A 19,239-nucleotide genomic window follows, 5' to 3' on the forward strand; every position below is an offset into this window, starting at 1 on the left:
GATAAACTGATTTATTATATCCGAACCACAATACATAATTTTGCCTTGGATCTATAAATTTATTAAATTGAATAAAAAAATTATCAGTTTATTAGCCTTATCATTAGTGGTTAATATCAATGCGCAGGTTTTCAATGCAGGTTTCGAGAACAACAACGGCACACCTTTATCACAATTCAAAACAATCAATGCAGACGGATTAACAGTTCCGGAATGGGCACAGGTCCAGGATTTTAATGAGAAAGCGTGGATTCAGTTCTATGATGGTTATGACAACAAAATTGCTTTCAGTACGTCTTATTACGTCCCAGAAGGTCAGGCCAACGATTGGTTGATCACACCTGCGATCACCATTCCAAATACAGGAACACCAACGCTTTACTGGAAAGGAAAATCTTATGATTTCGAATACACGGATTCTTATGCCGTCAAAATTTCGGAAACGAATGACAATATGGAATCTTTTTCAACATTGACCCAGATTGATGCGGAACAGCCTTTCGATTATGCAAGTCATTCTTTGGACCTTTCTGATTATAAAGGAAAAACAATTTATTTAGCTTTCGTTAATAATACCAATAGCGGAACTTATCTGGCTTTGGATGATTTGTATATCAGCCAATCTGCAAATTGTGTAATGCCTTTATTGGATGGATTTTCAGTTTCTGACCTTAAACCAAACTCCGTAAAAATCGATTGGTCATCAACCAGCGGAATTAACAATTATGATACAGGTATAACGACATTCGATACAACTGTATCTTCCAAAGGAATTACTTCTTCTACGACTAAGAATTTTGATAATTTGCAGTCTGGAAAAAGATATCAGTTCTTCCTGAAAAATGCAGATTGTGGTTCTGGCTGGGCCGGACCAAAATCGGTTTGGACACCTACAGAACTTCCCTATTCCTATGATTTCGAAAAAACAGTTGAGAACTATGGCGAATATGACTCAGACGGTTGGACTTCTACAACTTGGTTGATGGGAGAAAATGGAGCTGTTGCTCAAAACGGAAGTGGTTACGCTTATAACAATACAAGTACTTCTGCTGCTGGAAAAAATGACTGGATTTTTTCTTATCCAATCTATCTGAAAAATGGCGAAACGGTTACGGCAAAATATTACACGTCGATTGGAAACGAATCTGCAGACCCAGCAATTTTGAAAGTTGCTGTAGCAAGTGCTCCGGACAAAAATAACATCATTGAAAATCTAAGTATACACACCGTTTCCCAACAAACATACAGTGAGCATACAGTTACTTACACAGCAACTGCCGACCAAGTCTATTATATCGGATTCGGTAATACCACAGAAAAAGTTACTACGACAACTGCTTTGAGGCTGGATAATGTTAGTTTCACAAAAAGCAATTTGGCAGTAACTGATGTTAATCAAAATAATATCAAAACTTATCCAAATCCAGTTGTTGATTTCTTGAATATCAAGACTGATGATACAATTAAATCTGTAGAAATCTACGCAATCGACGGAAAATTAATCAAAAAAGTTGAAGGAAATAACAATAAAGTTGATTTCAGAAATTATCAGAAAGGTTCTTACTTGGTAAAAATTGAGACCAACGAATCGGTTACAAGTCAGAAGGTTATAAAATAATTTTCAAATAGTTAGGTTACAATTTTTAGATTTTTGAAAAAAAATAGTTGCAGAATTAAAAATCATTTCTAAATTTGCTCTTATGAAAATAACGAACAACAAAAACTGGTGGTGGCTTTCAAACTCTTTGTCGGGTCTGAAAGGATTATCGGTGTTCTAAATTGTGAACTAACTATAACTCAATCATAATAGACTTTGACAAATTTTGTTGAAGTCTTTTTTATTTTAAGGCTTCGAGAGTCTCAGTCTGACAGAATTTAGCTTTAAAAATTGTCATCCTGGACGGAGTCGAAGGATTTTAGGAAAAAATTAAATCGTATGAAATTAAATAATATAATCAATATAAAAACCTCTGTTAAATCCCGTTTAGCAGATCTTTACACGCCGATTGGAATTTATCTTCGTCTTCGTGACCAGTTTCGTGACACGATTCTTCTGGAAAGCGCAGGAAATCAGAATTCTGAAAATTCGTTTTCGTTTATTTGTGTCAATGCAATCGCAGGAATAGAAATTCGAAATTATGACGAAGCTGAATTGAAATTCCCTCTTGAAAATCCTCAGAAAATCGATTTAGAAAATGAGAAATTATCTGATTTGATGCAGGAATTCTCCAATTGTTTCAAATGTGAAAAACCAAACCACGAGATTGGAAAGCAAGCACAGGGATTTTTCGGATATACAAGTTATGATGCGATTCCGTTTTTTGAGAATATCAAATTCAAGGAACAATCGGAGGAAAATAAAATTCCATTGATGCGTTATCGCCTTTATCAATACGTGATTGCAATCAATCATCACAATGATGAGATGTTCCTGATCGAGAACAAAATCAACGGTTTAAAATCAGAGCTTTCTACACTTGAAAGTATCATCAATCAAAAAAACGCACCCGTTTTTCCGTTTGAAATTACTTCAGAAGAAACTTCAAATCTGACTGATAAAGAGTTTTTGGAATCGGTAGAATTTGCGAAGAAACATTGTTTCCGCGGCGATGTTTTCCAGTTGGTTTTGAGCAGAAGATTTGAACAGAAATTCCAGGGTGACGAGTTCAATGTTTATCGTGCTTTGCGAAATATCAACCCTTCTCCTTACCTGTTCTTTTTCGATTACGGCGATTACAAATTAATGGGTTCCAGTCCGGAAAGCCAATTGATAATCAAAAATGGAAAAGCGATTATTCATCCCATTGCAGGAACTTTCAAAAGAACCGGAAACATAGAAAGAGATTTGGAATCTGCAGAAGAGCTCAAAAAAGACCCGAAAGAAAATGCGGAACACACGATGTTGGTGGATCTGGCAAGAAATGATTTGAGCATCCACGGGAAAAATACAACGGTTTCAAAATTGAAAGAAATCCACTTTTTCTCACACGTGATTCATATGGTTTCTGAAGTGGTGACCGATGTCAAAGAAGACCAAAATCCTTACGAAATGATTGCAACCACTTTCCCACAAGGAACTTTGAGCGGCGCTCCAAAATACCGGGCAATGCAATTGATTGATGAACACGAGAAAACTTCCAGAAGTTATTACGCAGGTTGTATCGGGTTTGTTGGATTTGACGGAAGCTGTAATCAGGCGATTATGATAAGAACTTTTTTAAGTAAAAACAACACTTTATTCTATCAGGCCGGAGCCGGAATCACAGCAAAATCTAATCCTGAAAGCGAATTGCAGGAAGTGAATAACAAACTTGGTGCTCTGAAGAAAGCAATATTAAAAGCTAATAACATTTAAAAAATGGAAAATAAAATACAATATTTCATTATTCCCGGATTGGGAAATTCTGGGCCAAAACATTGGCAAAGTTATTTCGAAACATTCGGTGAAAATTTTCACCGAATAAATCAAAAGGAATGGGATGCACCAGATTGTACAGATTGGATTGACAATATAGAAGAAACAATTTCAAGATTTGAAACTTCAAATGTCGTTTTAATAGGTCATAGCTTAGGTTGTACGACAATTGTAAAATGGTTTGAAAAATATAAAAAACAAATTAAAGGAGCTCTAATGGTTGCTCCAAGTGATATAGAATCCCCTATTTATACTTTTCCAGCAACAGGTTTTTCTCCTATCCCTTTAGAAAAATTACCTTTTACATCCATAGTTGTCGCTAGTTCTGATGATATATGGGTAAGTTTGGAAAAAGCGAAATTTTTGGCTGAGAATTGGGGAAGTGAATTTATAAACATTGGAAATGCAGGACATATCAATGCTGATTCCGGGTTTGGAGAATGGAAAGAGGGTTTAGAAATGTTAAAAAAATTTGAAAATGAAAATCTTAGTCTTTGATAATTACGATAGCTTCACTTACAATCTTGTTCAAATCATTGAGCAGATTGTTGGCGAAAAAGTAGATGTTTACAGAAATGACCAAATCCCATTGGAAGACATCGAAAAATATGATAAAATCATTCTTTCTCCTGGTCCCGGAATTCCCGAGGAAGCAGGGATTTTATTAGATGTGATAAAAAAATATGCCCCTACAAAATCTATTTTCGGAGTTTGTTTGGGACAACAAGCCATTGCGGAAGCTTTCGGCGGAAGTTTGATTAATCTTTCAGAAATCTATCACGGTGTTGCGACCGAGGCCAATCAAACCAATGAGCATAAAATTTTCAATAATTTACCGGAAACTTTGGAAGTTGGTCGCTATCACTCTTGGGCAGTGAATCCCGATGATTTTCCTGCCGAATTAGAAATCACAAGCATTGATAAAAATGGAATGATTATGAGTTTAAAACATAAATCGTACGATGTTCACGCGGTTCAGTATCATCCGGAAAGTATTCTGACTCCGAATGGAAAACAAATTTTAGAGAACTTTTTGAAGTTGAATGCTGGAAGTCAGAAGTCAGAAGAATAAAAATAACGCACAAATACTTCCGACTTCAGACATATGACTTCGGACCAATATTATGAAACAAATCCTACAATATCTTTTCAATCATCAGACTTTGACGAAAGCCGAAGCCAAAGCCATTTTGATTGAAATTTCACAAAATAAATTCAACGAAAGCGAGGTCATTTCGTTCATCACCGTTTTCCTAATGAGAACAATTACTTTGGAAGAACTCGAAGGCTTTCGTGAAGCACTTTTGCAATTGGCAAAACCTGTCGATTTGGGAACCAAAGATTTGGTTGACATCGTTGGAACTGGTGGAGACGGAAAAAACACGTTCAATATTTCGACTTTAGCAAGTTTTATTGTTGCCGGAACTGGACAAAAAGTTGCGAAACAAGGCAATTATGGAGCTTCATCTATTTCTGGTTCGTCTAATGTTTTGGAAGAATTGGGTTACAAATTCAAGGATAATTCCGAGGATTTGAAAACCGATCTGGAAAAAGGAAATATCTGTTTTCTTCATGCACCGTTGTTCCATCCCGCTTTGAAATCGGTTGCGCCTCTCAGAAAACAGCTTGGTCTGAAAACTTTCTTCAATATTCTCGGGCCTTTAGTTAATCCGGTTCGTGCAAATTTCACTATGATTGGCGTGGCGAATCTGGAAATTGCACGCGTTTATCAATATCTTTTACAAAAGCAGAAAAGCGAGTTTATGATCGTTCACGCTTTGGATGGTTATGACGAAATTTCTTTGACTGGAGACACTAAAATCTTTAGCAAAATTGGAGAAAAAATCTATTCCGCAGAAGATTTGAAATTCAAAAATGTATCTCCAGAAAGTATTTTCGGAGGTGAAACTAAAGAAGACGCAGCGAAATTATTTATCAATATTTTGGAAGGTAATGGAACCGAAGAACAAAATTCAGTAGTTCTTGTTAATGCCTCTATTGCTTTGGAAAATACTGGAAAATATGGAAGTTATGACGATTGTCTTGAGTTAGCAAAGGAAAGTCTGGAAAGTGGAAAGGCGTTGAATTGCTTAAAAAGTATTATTAAATAACTTTAAAGTTTGTCATTCAGAACGTAGCATCGCGGAGTGAAGAATCTTTTAAATAAAATATGAAAACTTTAGGAACACATAATTATTACGTTTATATACTGACAAATAAGAACAAAACAGTTCTTTATACAGGAATAACTAATGATTTGAAAGGCAGATTGTTTTGGCATATTAATCCTGAATCTCATACTAATCACTTCACTTATAAATATAAATGCTTCTTTTTAATTTATTACGAATTTTTCCAAGATGTAGACCAAGCAATTGCAAGAGAAAAACAAATAAAAGGTTATTCAAGAATGAAGAAAGAAAATCTCATTAACAATATTAATCCTAATTGGGATTTTTGGAATGATAAAATTGAATAAATTTCTAATAAAAATGTCAATATAATTTCATTTCGAACAAAGTGTAAAATCTAAAAAGATTCTTCGCTATACTACGTTTCGCTCTGAATGACAAAATCCAAAAAATAAACAAAATGAACATTCTCGATAAAATCATAGAACGAAAAAAACAGGAAGTTACAGAAGCAAAATCCAAAATTTCCATTGAACAACTGAAAGATTCGGAGTTTTTCGGAAGACCAACTCTTTCCCTGAAAAAAACTTTGAAATCTAAATCCGGAATCATTACCGAATTCAAAAGACAATCACCGAGCAAAGGCATTATCAACAATAAAGTTTCACCTTTGGAAGTTGTTTCCCAATATGAAAAATTCGGAGCAAGTGCGGTTTCTATTTTGACAGATAAATATTTTTTTGGTGGAAGTTTTGAAGATATTTTGAGTGTCAGAAATCACATTAATATCCCGATTTTGAGAAAAGATTTTATGATTGATGAATATCAATTCTATGAGGCAAAATCAATTGGAGCAGACGTTGTTTTGCTGATCGCTTCTTGTCTTTCGCCAACTCAGGTCTCGGAATTTACAGAATTAGCACATTCTTTAGATCTCGAAGTCTTACTGGAGATCCATTCTGAAGAAGAATTAAAACATATTAATAAAAATGTTGATTTTGTTGGAATCAACAATCGAAATTTGAAAGATTTCAAAGTAGACCTGCAACATTCAGTAGATTTGAAAAATCAACTTCCAAAAGATATTTTCTCAATAGCAGAAAGCGGAATTTACAATGAAGAAGATTTCATATTCCTGAAAGAAAAAGGTTTTGATGGATTTTTGATGGGCGAATATTTTATGAAGAATGAAAATCCTGGAGAGAAATTCGGAGAATTTGTTTCAAAAATGAGAATTTAATTATTCAATAATTGCTATGGAAAATAAAAGAAGTGAGAATATTAAAAAGTTGGTGGAACTAATAACCGAAGGTTATGAAGTAGAACATTTAAACGATATTGTATCTAATTTGGGTCATGCAATTCATCATCCATATGACTACGCTGAAAAAAATGACCTATTATGGCTTTATGAGGAGAACGAGATCAATCCGCTTTCATTGGACTATATAATTCCGTTGGAAATTAATGAAATAGTAATAATTGGTGATAAAATAGATGAAATACACGACCAAATCAGTGATATTATTGAGGACTTACCCGAGTTTCCTTTTGACAAAAAAATGACTGCCAAAGAATACTTTATCTGGTTAGATGATATTTTGTCCGAAAGCAACGAAGAAATTCTTGAAATTGGAAAAAGTTTTGGTGATGATCTGACACTATTCTTGGTGTATAAAAAAAATACAGATGAGATTATCAAGATCTGTCAACAATTCGATTTGAAATGCTCAAATCCGAAAAACACTCTTTATTAATAATGAATTTATGACTCAACTAAAACTAAAAGTTTGCGGATTAACAAAACTTGATCAGATTCAGGAACTGATTAATTTGGATGTTGATTTCTTGGGATTTATATTCTATGAAAAATCTCCGAGATATGTTCTGGATCATTTGAGTTTAAAGCAGATTTCTGAAATCAATCATCAGAGGAAAGTTGGCGTTTTTGTGAATGAAAGTGTTAAAGGAATTGTTGAAGTTGCTTCGGAAGCTCAACTTGATATCATTCAATTACACGGTAATGAAGATGATAAATTCATATTGCGCCTAAGAGAAATAATAGGTGAGAACATTAAGATTATAAAAGTCATTAGAATAGGAAATCAAACTCCTGATGAATTGCAAAAAACCATCAACCATCAACCATCAACCATCGATTATATCCTATTCGACACAGATTCCAAAGCATTTGGCGGAACAGGAAAAACCTTTGACTGGAATATCTTGAATGAAATAGAAATTCCATTTCCATATTTTTTAAGTGGTGGAATTTCAACCGAAAATATCCATCAACTATCAACCCTCAATTATCAACCATTTTCTCTTGATATTAATTCAAAATTTGAAATCGAGCCGGGAAAAAAAGATTTAGAAAAAGTAAAAGAATTTTTATTATTAATAAAAAATGAAACATCATCAATATAAAAGTAAAATAGTCTGGACTGGAAACACCGGCGAATCCACAAAAAACTATCGTTCATATCAAAGAAATTATACGATTTCAGTTGATGGGAAAAGTGATATTTTAGGTTCATCAGACCCAGCATTTTTAGGAAATCCAGAACTTCACAATCCTGAAGATCTGTTGTTGGCTTCGGTTTCTTCGTGTCATCTATTGTGGTATCTTCATCTTTGTTCTGTGAACAAAATTTTGGTTTTGGAATATGAAGATTTTGCAGAAGGAACAATGGTTGAGAATGAAAACGGAAGTGGAAAATTCAGTGAAATTACTTTAAAACCAAAGATTATTGTTGCTGAAAAAGAAATGATTGAAAAAGCGGTTGAACTTCATCAGAAAGCGAATGAATATTGTTTCATTGCCAATTCTTTGAACTTTGAAGTGGAGCATCAGCCAGAAATAACAGCAAAATAAGTTTGAAAATGCGATATTCTGTTAAACGCTCAAAAGATTTATCAGACAAAGAAATTGAGTTAATTTTGAAATCTTGGGAAATAGAAAATTGGCTTGATTTAGATGCTTCGAGTTTTAAAATAAAATTTCAAAATTCTGAATTTCATCTTTTAGAAATTGATAGCAAAATTGTTTCGTTGGCAAGAATCAATTTTGATTTTAAACTTGAAATCCAAAAGAATCTGTACAACTTTGCTGAATTTGTAGGATTTGTTTCTATAGAAAAAATGAAAGGATATGGTAGTTTTTTGCTTAATAAAATAGTAGCGAATCTAACTGAAAGAAAAATTGAAACCATAGGTTTTTGCAAAATGGATTTAAGACAATTCTATGAAAAAAATAACATAAAAATCCTGTATGGAAAGGGAATTTTCATAACAGAATTTGAAAATAATGAATGGATAGATTCTGACGACGATGATATTTTAATCATCAATACTTCTGAAGAAAACATCAATATTTTGCAAAATCTGAATGAACAGAATAAAGCAATTTTAATATAACGATTTAGAAAACTTAAAAATAAATGAACTTTCAAACCCCAGATAAAAACGGTTATTACGGCGATTTCGGAGGCGCTTTCGTTCCAGAAATGCTGTATCCGAACGTTGCAGAATTACAGGAAAAATATTTACAGATCATCGAATCTGAAGAATTCCAAAATGAATTTCAGGATTTGCTGAAAAACTATGTCGGGCGTGCTACTCCACTCTATTTCGCAAAAAATCTGAGCAAAAAATATCAGACTCAAATCTATCTGAAAAGAGAAGATTTGAATCACACCGGAGCGCACAAGATCAACAATGCTTTAGGACAAGCTTTATTGGCTAAAAAATTAGGAAAACACAGAATCATTGCAGAAACCGGAGCCGGACAACACGGCGTCGCAACGGCAACAGCTTGTGCTTTGTTAGGCTTGGAATGCATAGTTTATATGGGCGAAATCGACATCCAAAGACAATCGCCAAATGTTGCCCGAATGAAAATGCTTGGTGCAACTGTAATTCCTGCAACATCCGGTTCAAAAACATTGAAAGATGCTGTGAATGAAGCTTTGCGAGATTGGATCAATAATCCTTCTACGACGCATTATATTATCGGAAGTGTGGTTGGTCCGCATCCATTTCCGGATTTGGTAGCGAGATTTCAGAGTATTATTTCGAAAGAAATCAAAGAACAACTGAACGAAAAAATCGGTAGAGAAAATCCTGATTATGTGATTGCCTGCGTTGGCGGCGGAAGTAATGCAGCAGGAACTTTTTATCATTACGTAAATGAAGAAAGTGTAAAAATCATTGCAGCGGAAGCTGGTGGTTTTGGCGTTGATTCAGGGAAATCTGCTGCGACTACTTTTCTTGGAACTTTAGGAATTTTGCACGGAAGTCAAAGTTTGGTAATGCAGACAGAAGATGGACAAGTGATTGAACCGCATTCTATTTCTGCTGGTTTGGACTATCCGGGAATTGGTCCGATGCACGCCAATCTTTTCAACCAAAAAAGAGCAGAATTTTTCAGTATTAATGATGACGAAGCTTTGAAATCGGCTTTTGAACTGACAAAAATTGAAGGTATTATCCCAGCTTTGGAAAGCGCACATGCTTTGGCAGTTCTGGACAAAAAGAAATTTGAAAAAGATGATATTGTCGTGATTTGCCTTTCTGGTCGTGGCGATAAGGATATGGAGACTTATTTGAAACATTTATAATCTATAAATTATGTTCAAAAAATTCATTAATAATATCTTTAACAAAGATAAAAAGGAAACTTTACGAAAAGGTGAAATTCTTGTTTCAGCTGACAATGAAACTTTCTATAAGGAAATAAGAAGCTTATCACCAGATTTGAGCGAAAAAATTGTGCAGTCAACAATTCCTTTATTTGTAGGACAATTATATTCACATTATTTGTCTGACAATGTTGAACAATTAGATATCCATCATCCTGAAAGAGAAAATCAAACTGTTTTCTTTTGGAATGCAGAAGAAACTTTCGAGAAAAAATCACTTCCTCCTCATTTTGAAAAAATGCCTGTAAAATACTTTATCATTGTTGGAGAAAGCCAAACTATACAAATGCAATCTGCACAAGCAATGCCTTGGTTTGGAATGCCTGGATTAGGAACCAAGTTCTGCTTTACAGAAAATGAAAATCGTTTGGAAATTCAAGATTTGGAGAAACGTAACATCATCCAATACCTCAATATTGAAGATATAACAGATGATAGTTTTCATAATCTGAACGACCGAGAATATTATATTTTTCTAGTTGATGAAAGGATTGTAAAGTATCAGGACAATAATTTTTATTTAAATCAAAAAATAATTCCAATAGATTTAGCTTATAAAATTGGAGGAATACATTTAGCAAAAAAAATATGAAAAAACTAAACATATATTTCACAGCAGGGATTCCATCTTTGGAAGATACTGGAAAAATTGCCAAGCTAATTCAGGAATCGGGAGCTAATATGATGGAGATTGGCATTCCTTATTCTGACCCTGTTGCGGATGGGCCAGTAATTCAGGATGCGCATTCTTTGGCTTTGAGAAACGGAATGTCTATCAAAAAACTATTCGAACAATTGGCAGAGATCAAAGATTCTGTTACGATTCCTAAAATATTAATGGGTTATCTGAATCCTGTTCTTCAATTTGGGTTTGAAAACTTTTGTCAGAAATGTGCAGAGGTCAGCGTTTCAGGATTGATTATTCCTGATTTGCCTCCTATTGAATTTGAAAATAAATACGGAGAAATTCTAAAGAAATACAATCTGAATTTCACTTTCCTAGTAACGCCCGAAACTTCGGAAGAGCGTATCAAATATCTGGACTCTTTGAGTTCGGGATTTTTATATGCAGTCAGTTCTTCTTCAACAACGGGAAACGAAAATGCAGTTTTAAAAAATGAGAATTATCTTGACAGATTGGCTTCTTTAGATTTGAAAAATCCAGTTTTCATCGGATTTGGAATCAAAGATAAATCGGATTTTGAGAATGTGACCGAGAAAGCACAAGGCGGCATTATCGGAACCGCTTTTGTGAAGATTCTTCTTGAGAATAAAGATTGGGAAGCAAAATCAGAGAACTTTATTAAAAGTGTAAAGAATTAATAAAAAAGCAGCCTTACTTAAAAAGTAAGACTGCTTTTATTTTTTTAGAAGAAATATTGATTCAATTCCTCAACAAAACTTTTCCCAGTAGGATTCCATCCTAATGCTTCCTGAGTCTGCAAACTTGTCGCCGGACAATTTGTACCAACAAAAAACGTCATCCAAGTAAAATATTCTGGAGCTTCTTCCGCAGATAAAGATTTTACGGGAATATCAAGTTTTTCACCAATCAATTCTGCAAATTCTTTCATTGACAATTGTTTATCATTATTTACAGCATTATATCTCGCTCCTTTTTCACCTTTTTCAAGAGCTAATCGAAATAACTTCGCTGCGTCTAAACGATGAACAGTTGGCCAAACATTACTTCCGTCACCGATATATGCTGAAAATCCTTTAGCTTTAGCCATTTCTGCCAGCATTACACCAAAACCACCTTTGAAACCAAGTTCTGAATTTCCGTAAACACTTGGTGAAAGACGAACGATTGATGCATTAATTCCAGATTCGGACAAATCCAGAAAGGCTTTTTCGGAGAATCTAATTGATTCTGCTGGTGCTTTACTTTCTTCCGTAATTTTTCCATCAATCAATGGTAATCCTAAAGTTCCGCCAGTTACAACAATTGGTTTATCGGTTCCTTTCAAAACTTCTCCCATTGCTTCGATTGCTTTCTGGTCTTTAATCGCATTGCTTTGATAATCTGAAAAATCGTGGATAAAAGCCGTGTGAATTATGCCATCCGCTTCTCTTGCGCCTTTTTGTAAAATATCAAGACTGTCTAAATCTCCCATCAAAACTTCTGCTCCTGCTTCTCTCACAGACTTTGCAGATTCCTCTGAACGCGCCAATCCAACTACCTGATGGCCATTTGCTAACAATTCTTTTACGACTGCTGAGCCTACAAATCCTGAAGCTCCGGTTACAAATACTTTCATATTTTTAATTTTGTTTTTTTTAAAATTTCTAATACAAATTTAGCTTTGAATCAATAGCAAAAACGAGGTCATTTGACGCAATTTTTATATTAATTCAATAAAAAGAATTAATTTTAAATATAATTTCAGTTTTGAAAATGTCAGAGATTCTTAAAAATTACTTTCATAAAGTTCTTCCCGATTTCACAGATGAAAAGTTCAATTTCATCTTATATAAAAGTCAATTGATAAAACTTCAACGTAAGGAAATCGTCTGTAAACAAGGTGATGTTTGCAATTTGAAAATCTTTGTTGCAAAAGGACTTTTGCGTACTTATTCTACTTCGGAAGATGGCAACGAACATATTCTCCAGTTCGTGAATGAAATGTCCTGGACAACCGACCCCGAAAGTTTTTATAACAGCACGCCTTCAAAACTCAACATCGAAGCAATGGAAGCCTCAGAAATTTTTACTTTCAATCTTGAAGATTTTGCCGAACTGAGAGAACAAATTCCTGAACTTAATATTTTTGTAGAAAACATCCTGACAAGAAAATCAATGGAAATCCACAGACGCCTCTTGATGAACATCAGCAGCAGTCCGGAAGAGAAATATCTGGATTTTATCAATACTTATCCTGATATCTTCAATAGAGTTCCTTTGCATATGGTGGCTTCTTATTTAGGACTTTCCAGAGAGACCTTGTCACGTGTCCGAAGGAATATTCTGAAAACGGTTTTGTAAAGATAAAAGATATACATAAAAAATTCTCGCAGATTTAGCTAACTGAGCAAATTCTTTGATCCGCTTAATTAAATCTACGAGAGATAAAAGCCCAATAAAAAAGAGTTTCAAGAAATTGAAACTCTTTCTGTTTTTTAATCGTTGCTTTCAAATATTGTTGAGAAAGCTGATGTCACCAGTGATAGCAAAATACTGAAGAGCAATGCCCAAAGGAAGCCATCCACTTGCATACTGTCCATAAAATAATCGGTCAAAAGAATCATCAATGCATTGATAACGAAGGAAAATAATCCTAATGTGATAATCGTAATTGGCAATGACAGAATCGATAGGATCGGTTTGACGAATACGTTTAGGATTCCCAAAACGATAGCGAAAATAATAGTAGCACCAAAGCTTTCAAAATGTACACCTGAAAGGATCTTGCTGAGTAAAAATGCTGAAATGGCGGTTATCAGCAAACGGATAATAAAGTTCATAGTTGTATGGTTTTATTGATTGGCATTTTCTATTCAAAAACCAGACCTAACTGATTTTTGGCAATTGGTTTTTTGACTGATTAATTATTTAGATCTCTGGTAAACTTTTATTTCTTTGTACTGTGATCCCTTTTCTTTTTCCAGTTTATCCGGTATCAAAATTCCTGACAGGTGGTCTATCTCGTGCTGGAAAATCACAGCAGTGAAACCTTCCACCATCTCGTTGTGTTTCTTGTTTTCTAGGTCATAATATTCCAGACGGATGACATAACTTCTGTAGAAAGCATCGCGAAAATTCTCGATGGAAAGGTCGCCTTCCGGACCTTTGTTCAGTAGTTCCGAACGCCAAACGATTGTCGGATTGATAAAATATTCCACAGGAAGTCCTGTTTTATCAAAGCGTTGAACCAAAACCACTCTCCTGTTGATCCCAACCTGAGGCGCAGCAATCCCCACACCACCGCCAGTTCCAGCCAAAGCCAATCTCATTCTTTCAATCAAGATCGGCAGTATTTTATCTTTTGGAGAGATCTCTTCTGATTGCGCCAGCAGAACCTTGTGTTGCTCTTCGTTATCCGTTTGGTAGATTGGCAGTGCCGTCTTCACGTCGCCTGCCAGGATGAGTGCTTTTTCTTCTTTAGAAAATTTTTGAGAAAACCCGTAAAAGCCTATCAGAAGCAATAAAAGGAAAGTAAAATTCCGCATTGTTTAATTTTAATATCAAAGATAAGAATTTGAGCAATGACTTTTATGATTTGGGCACCTTTATCCGTCCTCCGTTCCCGCTTTTTTGTTTTTCCAAAGAAAAACAAAAAGAGCTCCACTCAGGCCGGGGTGCGCTTCGCTCAACAGAAACCGACAAATCCGAATCAACTTTTCAACCAAATTGAAGTTAATTAAAAATTCAAAAAATGACCTTTGCAAAGTCCGATGAACAGAGCGTTTGCACAAGGCATTAAAAACAACTTGGTGTTTTCACAAAAAGGTCAAGTTGTTTTTATCAAAACATCAAGACCTTTTTTGAATTTCTTCAGGACAAACAAAACGTTCCTCTGGAAAAATCCTAGAGGAACGCAAATAATAGAGAGAAAATGTAACAACTATAACTCAATTTTCTATATGGCTTCGAGAGCCTCGGTCTGACAAATTCTGATTAAACATCTCGCATTTTAACTGTCATCCAGAGGCTCTCGAAGTGTTAGCTAATAACCTCATTCTTTCTTCTGTTAAAAATCCAGAAAATAATCGGGAAAATAAGAAGCGTCAAAACAGTTGCGGTAATCAGTCCACCAATAATCACAATCGCCAAAGGTTTCTGAGATTCAGAACCAATTCCCGTAGACAATGCAGCCGGAAGCAAACCAATCGAAGCCATCAAAGCCGTCATCACGACCGGTCTGGTCCTCACTTTCACGCCTTCCATTATCGATGTATCCAGAGATAAGCCATTCTTTACATTCTGATGAAACTCCGAAATCAGAATCACACCGTTCTGGATGCAAATCCCAATCAAGGCAATCATCCCGACTCCTGCAGAAATCCCGAAATTCATATGCGTCAAATGAAGTGCAATGATAGCACCGATCAAAGCAAAAGGAACATTAGCCAATACCAAAAGTGAATCCTTCATATTCCCAAACAAAATGAACAAGAGGAAGAAAATCCCCAGGATACTGATAGGAACCACCTGAGCTAATCGTTGTGTCGCACGCTGCTGATTTTCAAACTGTCCAGTCCATCCAATCGAGTAACCGTCCGGCAATTTAATTTTAGCCACTTTCTTCTGAGCATCGGCAATCGTTCCTCCAAGGTCACGGTCGCGAATCGAAAACTTAACCCCGATATAACGTTTGATATCATCTCGGTAAATAAACGCAGCACCATTTTCTTTTTCAATCGTACTGATTTCCTTCAACGGAATCTTGGCGCCATCCTGCGTTGGAACCATCAGAGAAGCGATGTCTTCTTCATTTTTTCTGTAATCTTCCGCATAACGAAGACGGATTGGGAATTTCCTTTCGCCATCAAACATCTCAGACGCTGTTTTTCCACCGAATGCCATTTCCAAAACCGCTTGTGCATCAGCTGGCAAAACCCCATAAGCGGCCATTTTGTTTCTGTCAAGAACTACACTTATTTCCGGCTGTCCAATATTTTTTATGATTCCAGGTTCTTTTACTCCGTCCACATCCTTAATAGAAGCCAGAACTTCTTCCGCCAATCTATCCAACGTATGAAGATTGTCTCCGTATATTTTGATTCCGTTCTCTGCTTTGAAACCTGCAACAGCCTCAGCAACATTATCGGAAATCGGTTGAGAATAGTTGAAGGTGATTCCCTGATAATTCTTCAGCTTTTTATCAATCTCTCCCACTAGTTCATCATAAGTGATTTTTCTTTTCCATTCTTCTCTTGGTTTCAGACTTACGGCAAACTGTACGAAACCAAAACCGTTCGGGTCGGTTCCGTCATTACTTCTACCGGTTTGCGCCAGAACGCCCGTTACTTCTGAGAAACTCATTATATCTTTTTTGAGAACGTCAGCCGTTTTCAGAGATTCTTTAAGCGATGAACTCATCGGCATTTCTGCAGTTATCCAAAGTGAACCTTCATTCAATTGAGGAAGGAATTCTGTTCCCAGGAATTTGGCAGAGAATAGTGTAATAGCTAAGATTACAGTTGAAACCAGAAGACTTATTTTCTTATTTCTAAAAGTGAATTTGAAACCTTTCATTACACTCTTATCCCAGAAATTCACAAATGGGTTGTTCTTTTCTCTTACATTTTTCTTTAATAGTAAATGCGACATTACCGGAACTAAGGTCAGTGTAAAAATCAATGCACCTAACAATGCAAATCCTAGTGTAAATGCTAATGGAGAGAACATTTTACCTTCTACTTTCTGGAAAGAAAAGATTGGTAAAAGTGATGTAATGATAATCAGTTTTGAGAAGAAAATCGCTTTTCCGAGTCCGGTTCCGGTTTGTTTTATCCAACCGGCTTTTGCCATTTTGTTGAAACGTTCCATTCCGTATTTGTGGGCTTTGTGGTCAAGCATTACGAATAATCCTTCGACCATTACGACAGCGCCGTCTATGATAATTCCAAAATCGACTGCTCCTAATGACAATAAGTTAGCGCTCATTCCTGCCATTCTGAGACAGAAAAATGCAAATAGCAATGATAATGGAATGATGATAGAAACAATCAAAGTGGTTCGCCAATCTGCCATAAAAATCAGAACGATAACCGTTACAAGAATAATCCCTTCCAAAAGGTTATGCATTACCGTTTTGGTGGTAAAATCCATTAAATTCTGACGGTCATAGAAGGTTTTCATCTTCACATCTTTCGGAAGAATCTTGTTGTTCAGCTCATCGATTTTGGCTTTTACAGCAAGAAGCACTTCTTGTGCATTTTCGCCTTTTCGCATTACTACGATTCCTTCAACTGTATCTTTTTCGTTATCCAATGAAGCCTGACCAACCCTCGGCAGAGAACCTTCGTGAACATCGGCTACATATTTTACCAGAATCGGGTTTCCACCGTCACTATGAACCGTAATATTTTCTATATCCGAAATCGATTTTACCAGACCAATTCCACGAACGACATAAGCTTGTCCGCTTTTCTCGATAACATCACCACCGACATTCAGGTTACTGTTGGTTACAGCATCCAGAACTTCGGAAGGTGTAAGATTGTATTTGTCTAATTTTCTTGGGTCGATACTCAATTCAAAAACTTTATCCTGACCTCCGAAAACATTGATATCGGCAACGCCGGGAACACTTCGAAGTGCTCTATCAACAACCCAAGTCTGTAATGTTAAAAGGTCTCTTGAATCTCGGCCTTTACTTTCCAATGTATATCGAAAAATTTCTCCTGTTGGTCCATAAGGTGGCTGAACTTCCGGGTCAATACCTTCCGGTAAGCTTACAGTCCTTAGCTGATTATTGACCATGTTTCGGGCGAAGATGTCATCCACGCCGTCTTCAAATAATATTTTGACAATGGAAAGTCCAAACATTGTGGTACTTCGGACACTGGTTTTCTTCTGAACCGGACTCATTGCCAGCTCTATTGGTGTGGTAACGAAACGTTCTACTTCTTCGGCGCTTCTCCCGTTCCATTGGGTGATGATGACGATTTGGGTATTGGTAACATCGGGAAATGCTTCAATCGGCATATTCTTGAAACTGATGAATCCCGCGACCGCCAAAATCGATACCCAAATGAATGTGAAAGCTTTGTTCTTGAGCGAGAATGCTATGATATTTTTGATGAATTTGTTCATATTTTATATTTAATCACAGATAATACTGTGGTTATTAAAATTGAATCCTTCGGATTCTTTAAGATATGTTGATTCTTATCCATAGGTTGCACCTACAGCTACTGATATTAAACCCGATGGGTTTATTAGAAAAGCTTTAAATATTAGTTATTCAAAGAGCGATAGATCAATAATTGATTGGTTGTCACGATACTTTCTCCTTCGGAAAGTCCCTCTGAAACGTAAGTCGTCTCCGAATTCTGCTTGAGAATTTTAATTTCTTTGACCTTGATATCCGTCTGAGATCTGTAAACCACCACGAAATACCTGTTGTCATCGAAAATCACAGCCTTGGAAGGGATTGCCAATGCCTTCGCATTTTCCGAAGAAGAAACTCTGATGGTCGCTTTGCTGTCAGGAATCAACAGTCCCTGCGAATTGTCCAGTACTACCCTCGCCTGCATTGCGTTAGTATCCGGGTCTATGATCTTGAAAATCTTATCAATTTTTCCATAAAAAACTTTGTCAGGATAAGACAATGTGGAAACCTGAGCTTTCATCCCGAGCGTGATTTTATCGATATCCGCTTCATTGACGTTCATTATTGCCCAGACATTTTTGGTGTTGGCAACATCAAAGATATTCTCGCTTCTGTCGCTTCTCAGCTCCATATCTTTGTTGATGTCCTTGTGAACGATATAACCGTTGATTGGCGAAATCACACTGTAGATATTTCCTTTCTTCACATTGTAAACTGTACTGACATCATTGGAACGTCTTGAAGCGTCTTTCGCTCTTTTGACTTGGCTTTCAGCTTCCAGAACGTCTTTTTCCGTATTCAGTTTCCCGGCGTACATCTCTTTTGCAACACGAAGATTGTTCTCTGCAACTATCAAATCGGTTTTGGAATCGCTGACATCTTTCTGAACTTCTGCCAGCTCCGTACTTCTAATCGTTGCCAAAACCTGACCTTTGGTGACATAATCTCCTAGTTCTACATTCACGCTGAGAACGTTACCGCCAACCAAAGGAAAAATGTCGATATATTTATTTTTATCAGCAGAGATCTTTCCATAGAAACTGTATTCGTCTTCGATAAATCTCTTTTCTACTTTTGCGAACGTTGTGCTTTTCAGCATTGTATTGCTTAGCTCAAAACCTTTTGTTACTTCCGGTGTTGCTTCCTCTTTTTTGGAACAGGAAAGCAATATTGCTGATAGGATAATTGGTATAATTATTTTTTTCATTTCA

The 19,239-nt window shown here is 35.9% G+C and carries 20 protein-coding genes; 15 read left to right on the top strand and 5 right to left on the bottom strand.

Annotation, left to right across the window (positions count from 1 at the left end):
- Positions 1-67 precede the first annotated feature (67 nt).
- The 14 genes from BLT30_RS13045 (at position 68) to trpA (ending at position 11,570) form a co-directional block, all read left to right on the top strand.
- The gene (locus tag BLT30_RS13045; RefSeq protein ID WP_139166662.1) at positions 68-1,618 is read left to right on the top strand and encodes a T9SS-dependent choice-of-anchor J family protein; all 1,551 of its coding nucleotides are present in this window, start codon (positions 68-70) and stop codon (positions 1,616-1,618) included.
- Between the two features lie 318 nt (positions 1,619-1,936).
- On the top strand, positions 1,937-3,355 hold the full coding sequence (locus BLT30_RS13050; protein ID WP_175487189.1) for an anthranilate synthase component I family protein: 1,419 nt from the start codon (positions 1,937-1,939) through the stop codon (positions 3,353-3,355).
- A gap of 3 nt (positions 3,356-3,358) precedes the next feature.
- Positions 3,359-3,913, top strand: coding sequence for an RBBP9/YdeN family alpha/beta hydrolase (locus BLT30_RS13055; protein WP_089873980.1), 555 nt, complete (start codon positions 3,359-3,361; stop codon positions 3,911-3,913).
- Positions 3,894-4,487, top strand: coding sequence for an anthranilate synthase component II (locus tag BLT30_RS13060; protein ID WP_089873981.1), 594 nt, complete (start codon positions 3,894-3,896; stop codon positions 4,485-4,487). Before BLT30_RS13055 ends, BLT30_RS13060 begins: the two co-directional genes overlap by 20 nt.
- Positions 4,488-4,539: 52 nt before the next feature.
- Positions 4,540-5,526 (top strand): anthranilate phosphoribosyltransferase, encoded by a 987-nt coding sequence (gene trpD / locus BLT30_RS13065; RefSeq protein WP_089873982.1) that lies wholly within the window; start codon positions 4,540-4,542, stop codon positions 5,524-5,526.
- A gap of 59 nt (positions 5,527-5,585) precedes the next feature.
- On the top strand, positions 5,586-5,894 hold the full coding sequence (locus BLT30_RS13070) for a GIY-YIG nuclease family protein (protein WP_089873983.1): 309 nt from the start codon (positions 5,586-5,588) through the stop codon (positions 5,892-5,894).
- Positions 5,895-6,007: 113 nt separating this feature from the next.
- Positions 6,008-6,787, top strand: coding sequence for an indole-3-glycerol phosphate synthase TrpC (gene trpC / locus BLT30_RS13075; protein ID WP_089873984.1), 780 nt, complete (start codon positions 6,008-6,010; stop codon positions 6,785-6,787).
- Between the two features lie 16 nt (positions 6,788-6,803).
- On the top strand, positions 6,804-7,304 hold the full coding sequence (locus tag BLT30_RS13080; RefSeq protein WP_089873985.1) for a hypothetical protein: 501 nt from the start codon (positions 6,804-6,806) through the stop codon (positions 7,302-7,304).
- A gap of 10 nt (positions 7,305-7,314) precedes the next feature.
- Complete coding sequence (locus tag BLT30_RS13085) at positions 7,315-7,974, top strand: phosphoribosylanthranilate isomerase (protein ID WP_089873986.1); 660 nt, start codon at positions 7,315-7,317, stop codon at positions 7,972-7,974.
- Positions 7,955-8,422, top strand: a complete 468-nt coding sequence (locus tag BLT30_RS13090; RefSeq protein WP_089873987.1) for an OsmC family protein — start codon at positions 7,955-7,957, stop codon at positions 8,420-8,422. The genes BLT30_RS13085 and BLT30_RS13090 overlap by 20 nt, the downstream gene beginning before the upstream one ends.
- Before the next feature lie 8 nt (positions 8,423-8,430).
- Positions 8,431-8,964: a hypothetical protein gene (locus BLT30_RS13095; protein ID WP_089873988.1), complete on the top strand. Its 534-nt coding sequence runs from the start codon at positions 8,431-8,433 to the stop codon at positions 8,962-8,964.
- A 23-nt stretch (positions 8,965-8,987) separates the two neighbouring features.
- Positions 8,988-10,166, top strand: coding sequence for a tryptophan synthase subunit beta (gene trpB, locus BLT30_RS13100; RefSeq protein WP_089873989.1), 1,179 nt, complete (start codon positions 8,988-8,990; stop codon positions 10,164-10,166).
- A gap of 10 nt (positions 10,167-10,176) precedes the next feature.
- Positions 10,177-10,839, top strand: a complete 663-nt coding sequence (locus BLT30_RS13105; RefSeq protein WP_089873990.1) for a glycohydrolase toxin TNT-related protein — start codon at positions 10,177-10,179, stop codon at positions 10,837-10,839.
- Positions 10,836-11,570 carry a tryptophan synthase subunit alpha gene (gene trpA / locus BLT30_RS13110; protein ID WP_089873991.1) on the top strand — a complete coding sequence of 245 codons (735 nt, stop codon included), beginning with the start codon at positions 10,836-10,838 and terminating at the stop codon, positions 11,568-11,570. The genes BLT30_RS13105 and trpA overlap by 4 nt, the downstream gene beginning before the upstream one ends.
- A 44-nt stretch (positions 11,571-11,614) precedes the next feature.
- Here the strand turns inward: trpA and BLT30_RS13115 are convergent, their stop codons facing one another.
- On the bottom strand, positions 11,615-12,508 hold the full coding sequence (locus tag BLT30_RS13115) for an SDR family oxidoreductase (protein ID WP_089873992.1): 894 nt from the start codon (positions 12,506-12,508) through the stop codon (positions 11,615-11,617).
- Between the two features lie 137 nt (positions 12,509-12,645).
- Here BLT30_RS13115 and BLT30_RS13120 point away from each other — a divergent pair, with 137 nt between their 5' ends.
- Entirely contained in the window at positions 12,646-13,233 is a 588-nt protein-coding gene (locus BLT30_RS13120) for a Crp/Fnr family transcriptional regulator (RefSeq protein WP_089873993.1), read from the top strand.
- Positions 13,234-13,367: 134 nt separating this feature from the next.
- Here the strand turns inward: BLT30_RS13120 and BLT30_RS13125 are convergent, their stop codons facing one another.
- The 4 genes from BLT30_RS13125 to BLT30_RS13145 form a co-directional block, all read right to left on the bottom strand.
- Complete coding sequence (locus BLT30_RS13125; RefSeq protein WP_089873994.1) at positions 13,368-13,712, bottom strand: phage holin family protein; 345 nt, start codon at positions 13,710-13,712, stop codon at positions 13,368-13,370.
- Between the two features lie 84 nt (positions 13,713-13,796).
- A complete protein-coding gene (locus tag BLT30_RS13130) occupies positions 13,797-14,417 on the bottom strand; it encodes a peptide deformylase (RefSeq protein ID WP_089873995.1) in 621 nt (206 codons plus the stop codon).
- A 493-nt stretch (positions 14,418-14,910) separates the two neighbouring features.
- The gene (locus BLT30_RS13140; RefSeq protein ID WP_089873996.1) at positions 14,911-18,009 is read right to left on the bottom strand and encodes an efflux RND transporter permease subunit; all 3,099 of its coding nucleotides are present in this window, start codon (positions 18,007-18,009) and stop codon (positions 14,911-14,913) included.
- A gap of 143 nt (positions 18,010-18,152) precedes the next feature.
- Complete coding sequence (locus tag BLT30_RS13145; RefSeq protein WP_089874347.1) at positions 18,153-19,235, bottom strand: efflux RND transporter periplasmic adaptor subunit; 1,083 nt, start codon at positions 19,233-19,235, stop codon at positions 18,153-18,155.
- Between the last annotated feature and the right edge of the window lie 4 nt (positions 19,236-19,239).

The sequence above is a fragment of the Epilithonimonas hungarica genome, assembly GCF_900102265.1.
Classification (GTDB): domain Bacteria; phylum Bacteroidota; class Bacteroidia; order Flavobacteriales; family Weeksellaceae; genus Epilithonimonas; species Epilithonimonas hungarica.

Coding starts and splice junctions, on each gene's coding strand:
- BLT30_RS13050 (WP_175487189.1), top strand. CDS start 1,937: ATGAAATTAAATAATATAATCAATATAAAAACCTCTGTTAAATCCCGT.
- BLT30_RS13055 (WP_089873980.1), top strand. CDS start 3,359: ATGGAAAATAAAATACAATATTTCATTATTCCCGGATTGGGAAATTCT.
- BLT30_RS13060 (WP_089873981.1), top strand. CDS start 3,894: ATGAAAATCTTAGTCTTTGATAATTACGATAGCTTCACTTACAATCTT.
- trpD (WP_089873982.1), top strand. CDS start 4,540: ATGAAACAAATCCTACAATATCTTTTCAATCATCAGACTTTGACGAAA.
- BLT30_RS13070 (WP_089873983.1), top strand. CDS start 5,586: ATGAAAACTTTAGGAACACATAATTATTACGTTTATATACTGACAAAT.
- trpC (WP_089873984.1), top strand. CDS start 6,008: ATGAACATTCTCGATAAAATCATAGAACGAAAAAAACAGGAAGTTACA.
- BLT30_RS13080 (WP_089873985.1), top strand. CDS start 6,804: ATGGAAAATAAAAGAAGTGAGAATATTAAAAAGTTGGTGGAACTAATA.
- BLT30_RS13085 (WP_089873986.1), top strand. CDS start 7,315: ATGACTCAACTAAAACTAAAAGTTTGCGGATTAACAAAACTTGATCAG.
- BLT30_RS13090 (WP_089873987.1), top strand. CDS start 7,955: ATGAAACATCATCAATATAAAAGTAAAATAGTCTGGACTGGAAACACC.
- BLT30_RS13095 (WP_089873988.1), top strand. CDS start 8,431: ATGCGATATTCTGTTAAACGCTCAAAAGATTTATCAGACAAAGAAATT.
- trpB (WP_089873989.1), top strand. CDS start 8,988: ATGAACTTTCAAACCCCAGATAAAAACGGTTATTACGGCGATTTCGGA.
- BLT30_RS13105 (WP_089873990.1), top strand. CDS start 10,177: ATGTTCAAAAAATTCATTAATAATATCTTTAACAAAGATAAAAAGGAA.
- trpA (WP_089873991.1), top strand. CDS start 10,836: ATGAAAAAACTAAACATATATTTCACAGCAGGGATTCCATCTTTGGAA.
- BLT30_RS13115 (WP_089873992.1), bottom strand. CDS start 12,508: ATGAAAGTATTTGTAACCGGAGCTTCAGGATTTGTAGGCTCAGCAGTC.
- BLT30_RS13120 (WP_089873993.1), top strand. CDS start 12,646: ATGTCAGAGATTCTTAAAAATTACTTTCATAAAGTTCTTCCCGATTTC.
- BLT30_RS13125 (WP_089873994.1), bottom strand. CDS start 13,712: ATGAACTTTATTATCCGTTTGCTGATAACCGCCATTTCAGCATTTTTA.
- BLT30_RS13130 (WP_089873995.1), bottom strand. CDS start 14,417: ATGCGGAATTTTACTTTCCTTTTATTGCTTCTGATAGGCTTTTACGGG.
- BLT30_RS13140 (WP_089873996.1), bottom strand. CDS start 18,009: ATGAACAAATTCATCAAAAATATCATAGCATTCTCGCTCAAGAACAAA.
- BLT30_RS13145 (WP_089874347.1), bottom strand. CDS start 19,235: ATGAAAAAAATAATTATACCAATTATCCTATCAGCAATATTGCTTTCC.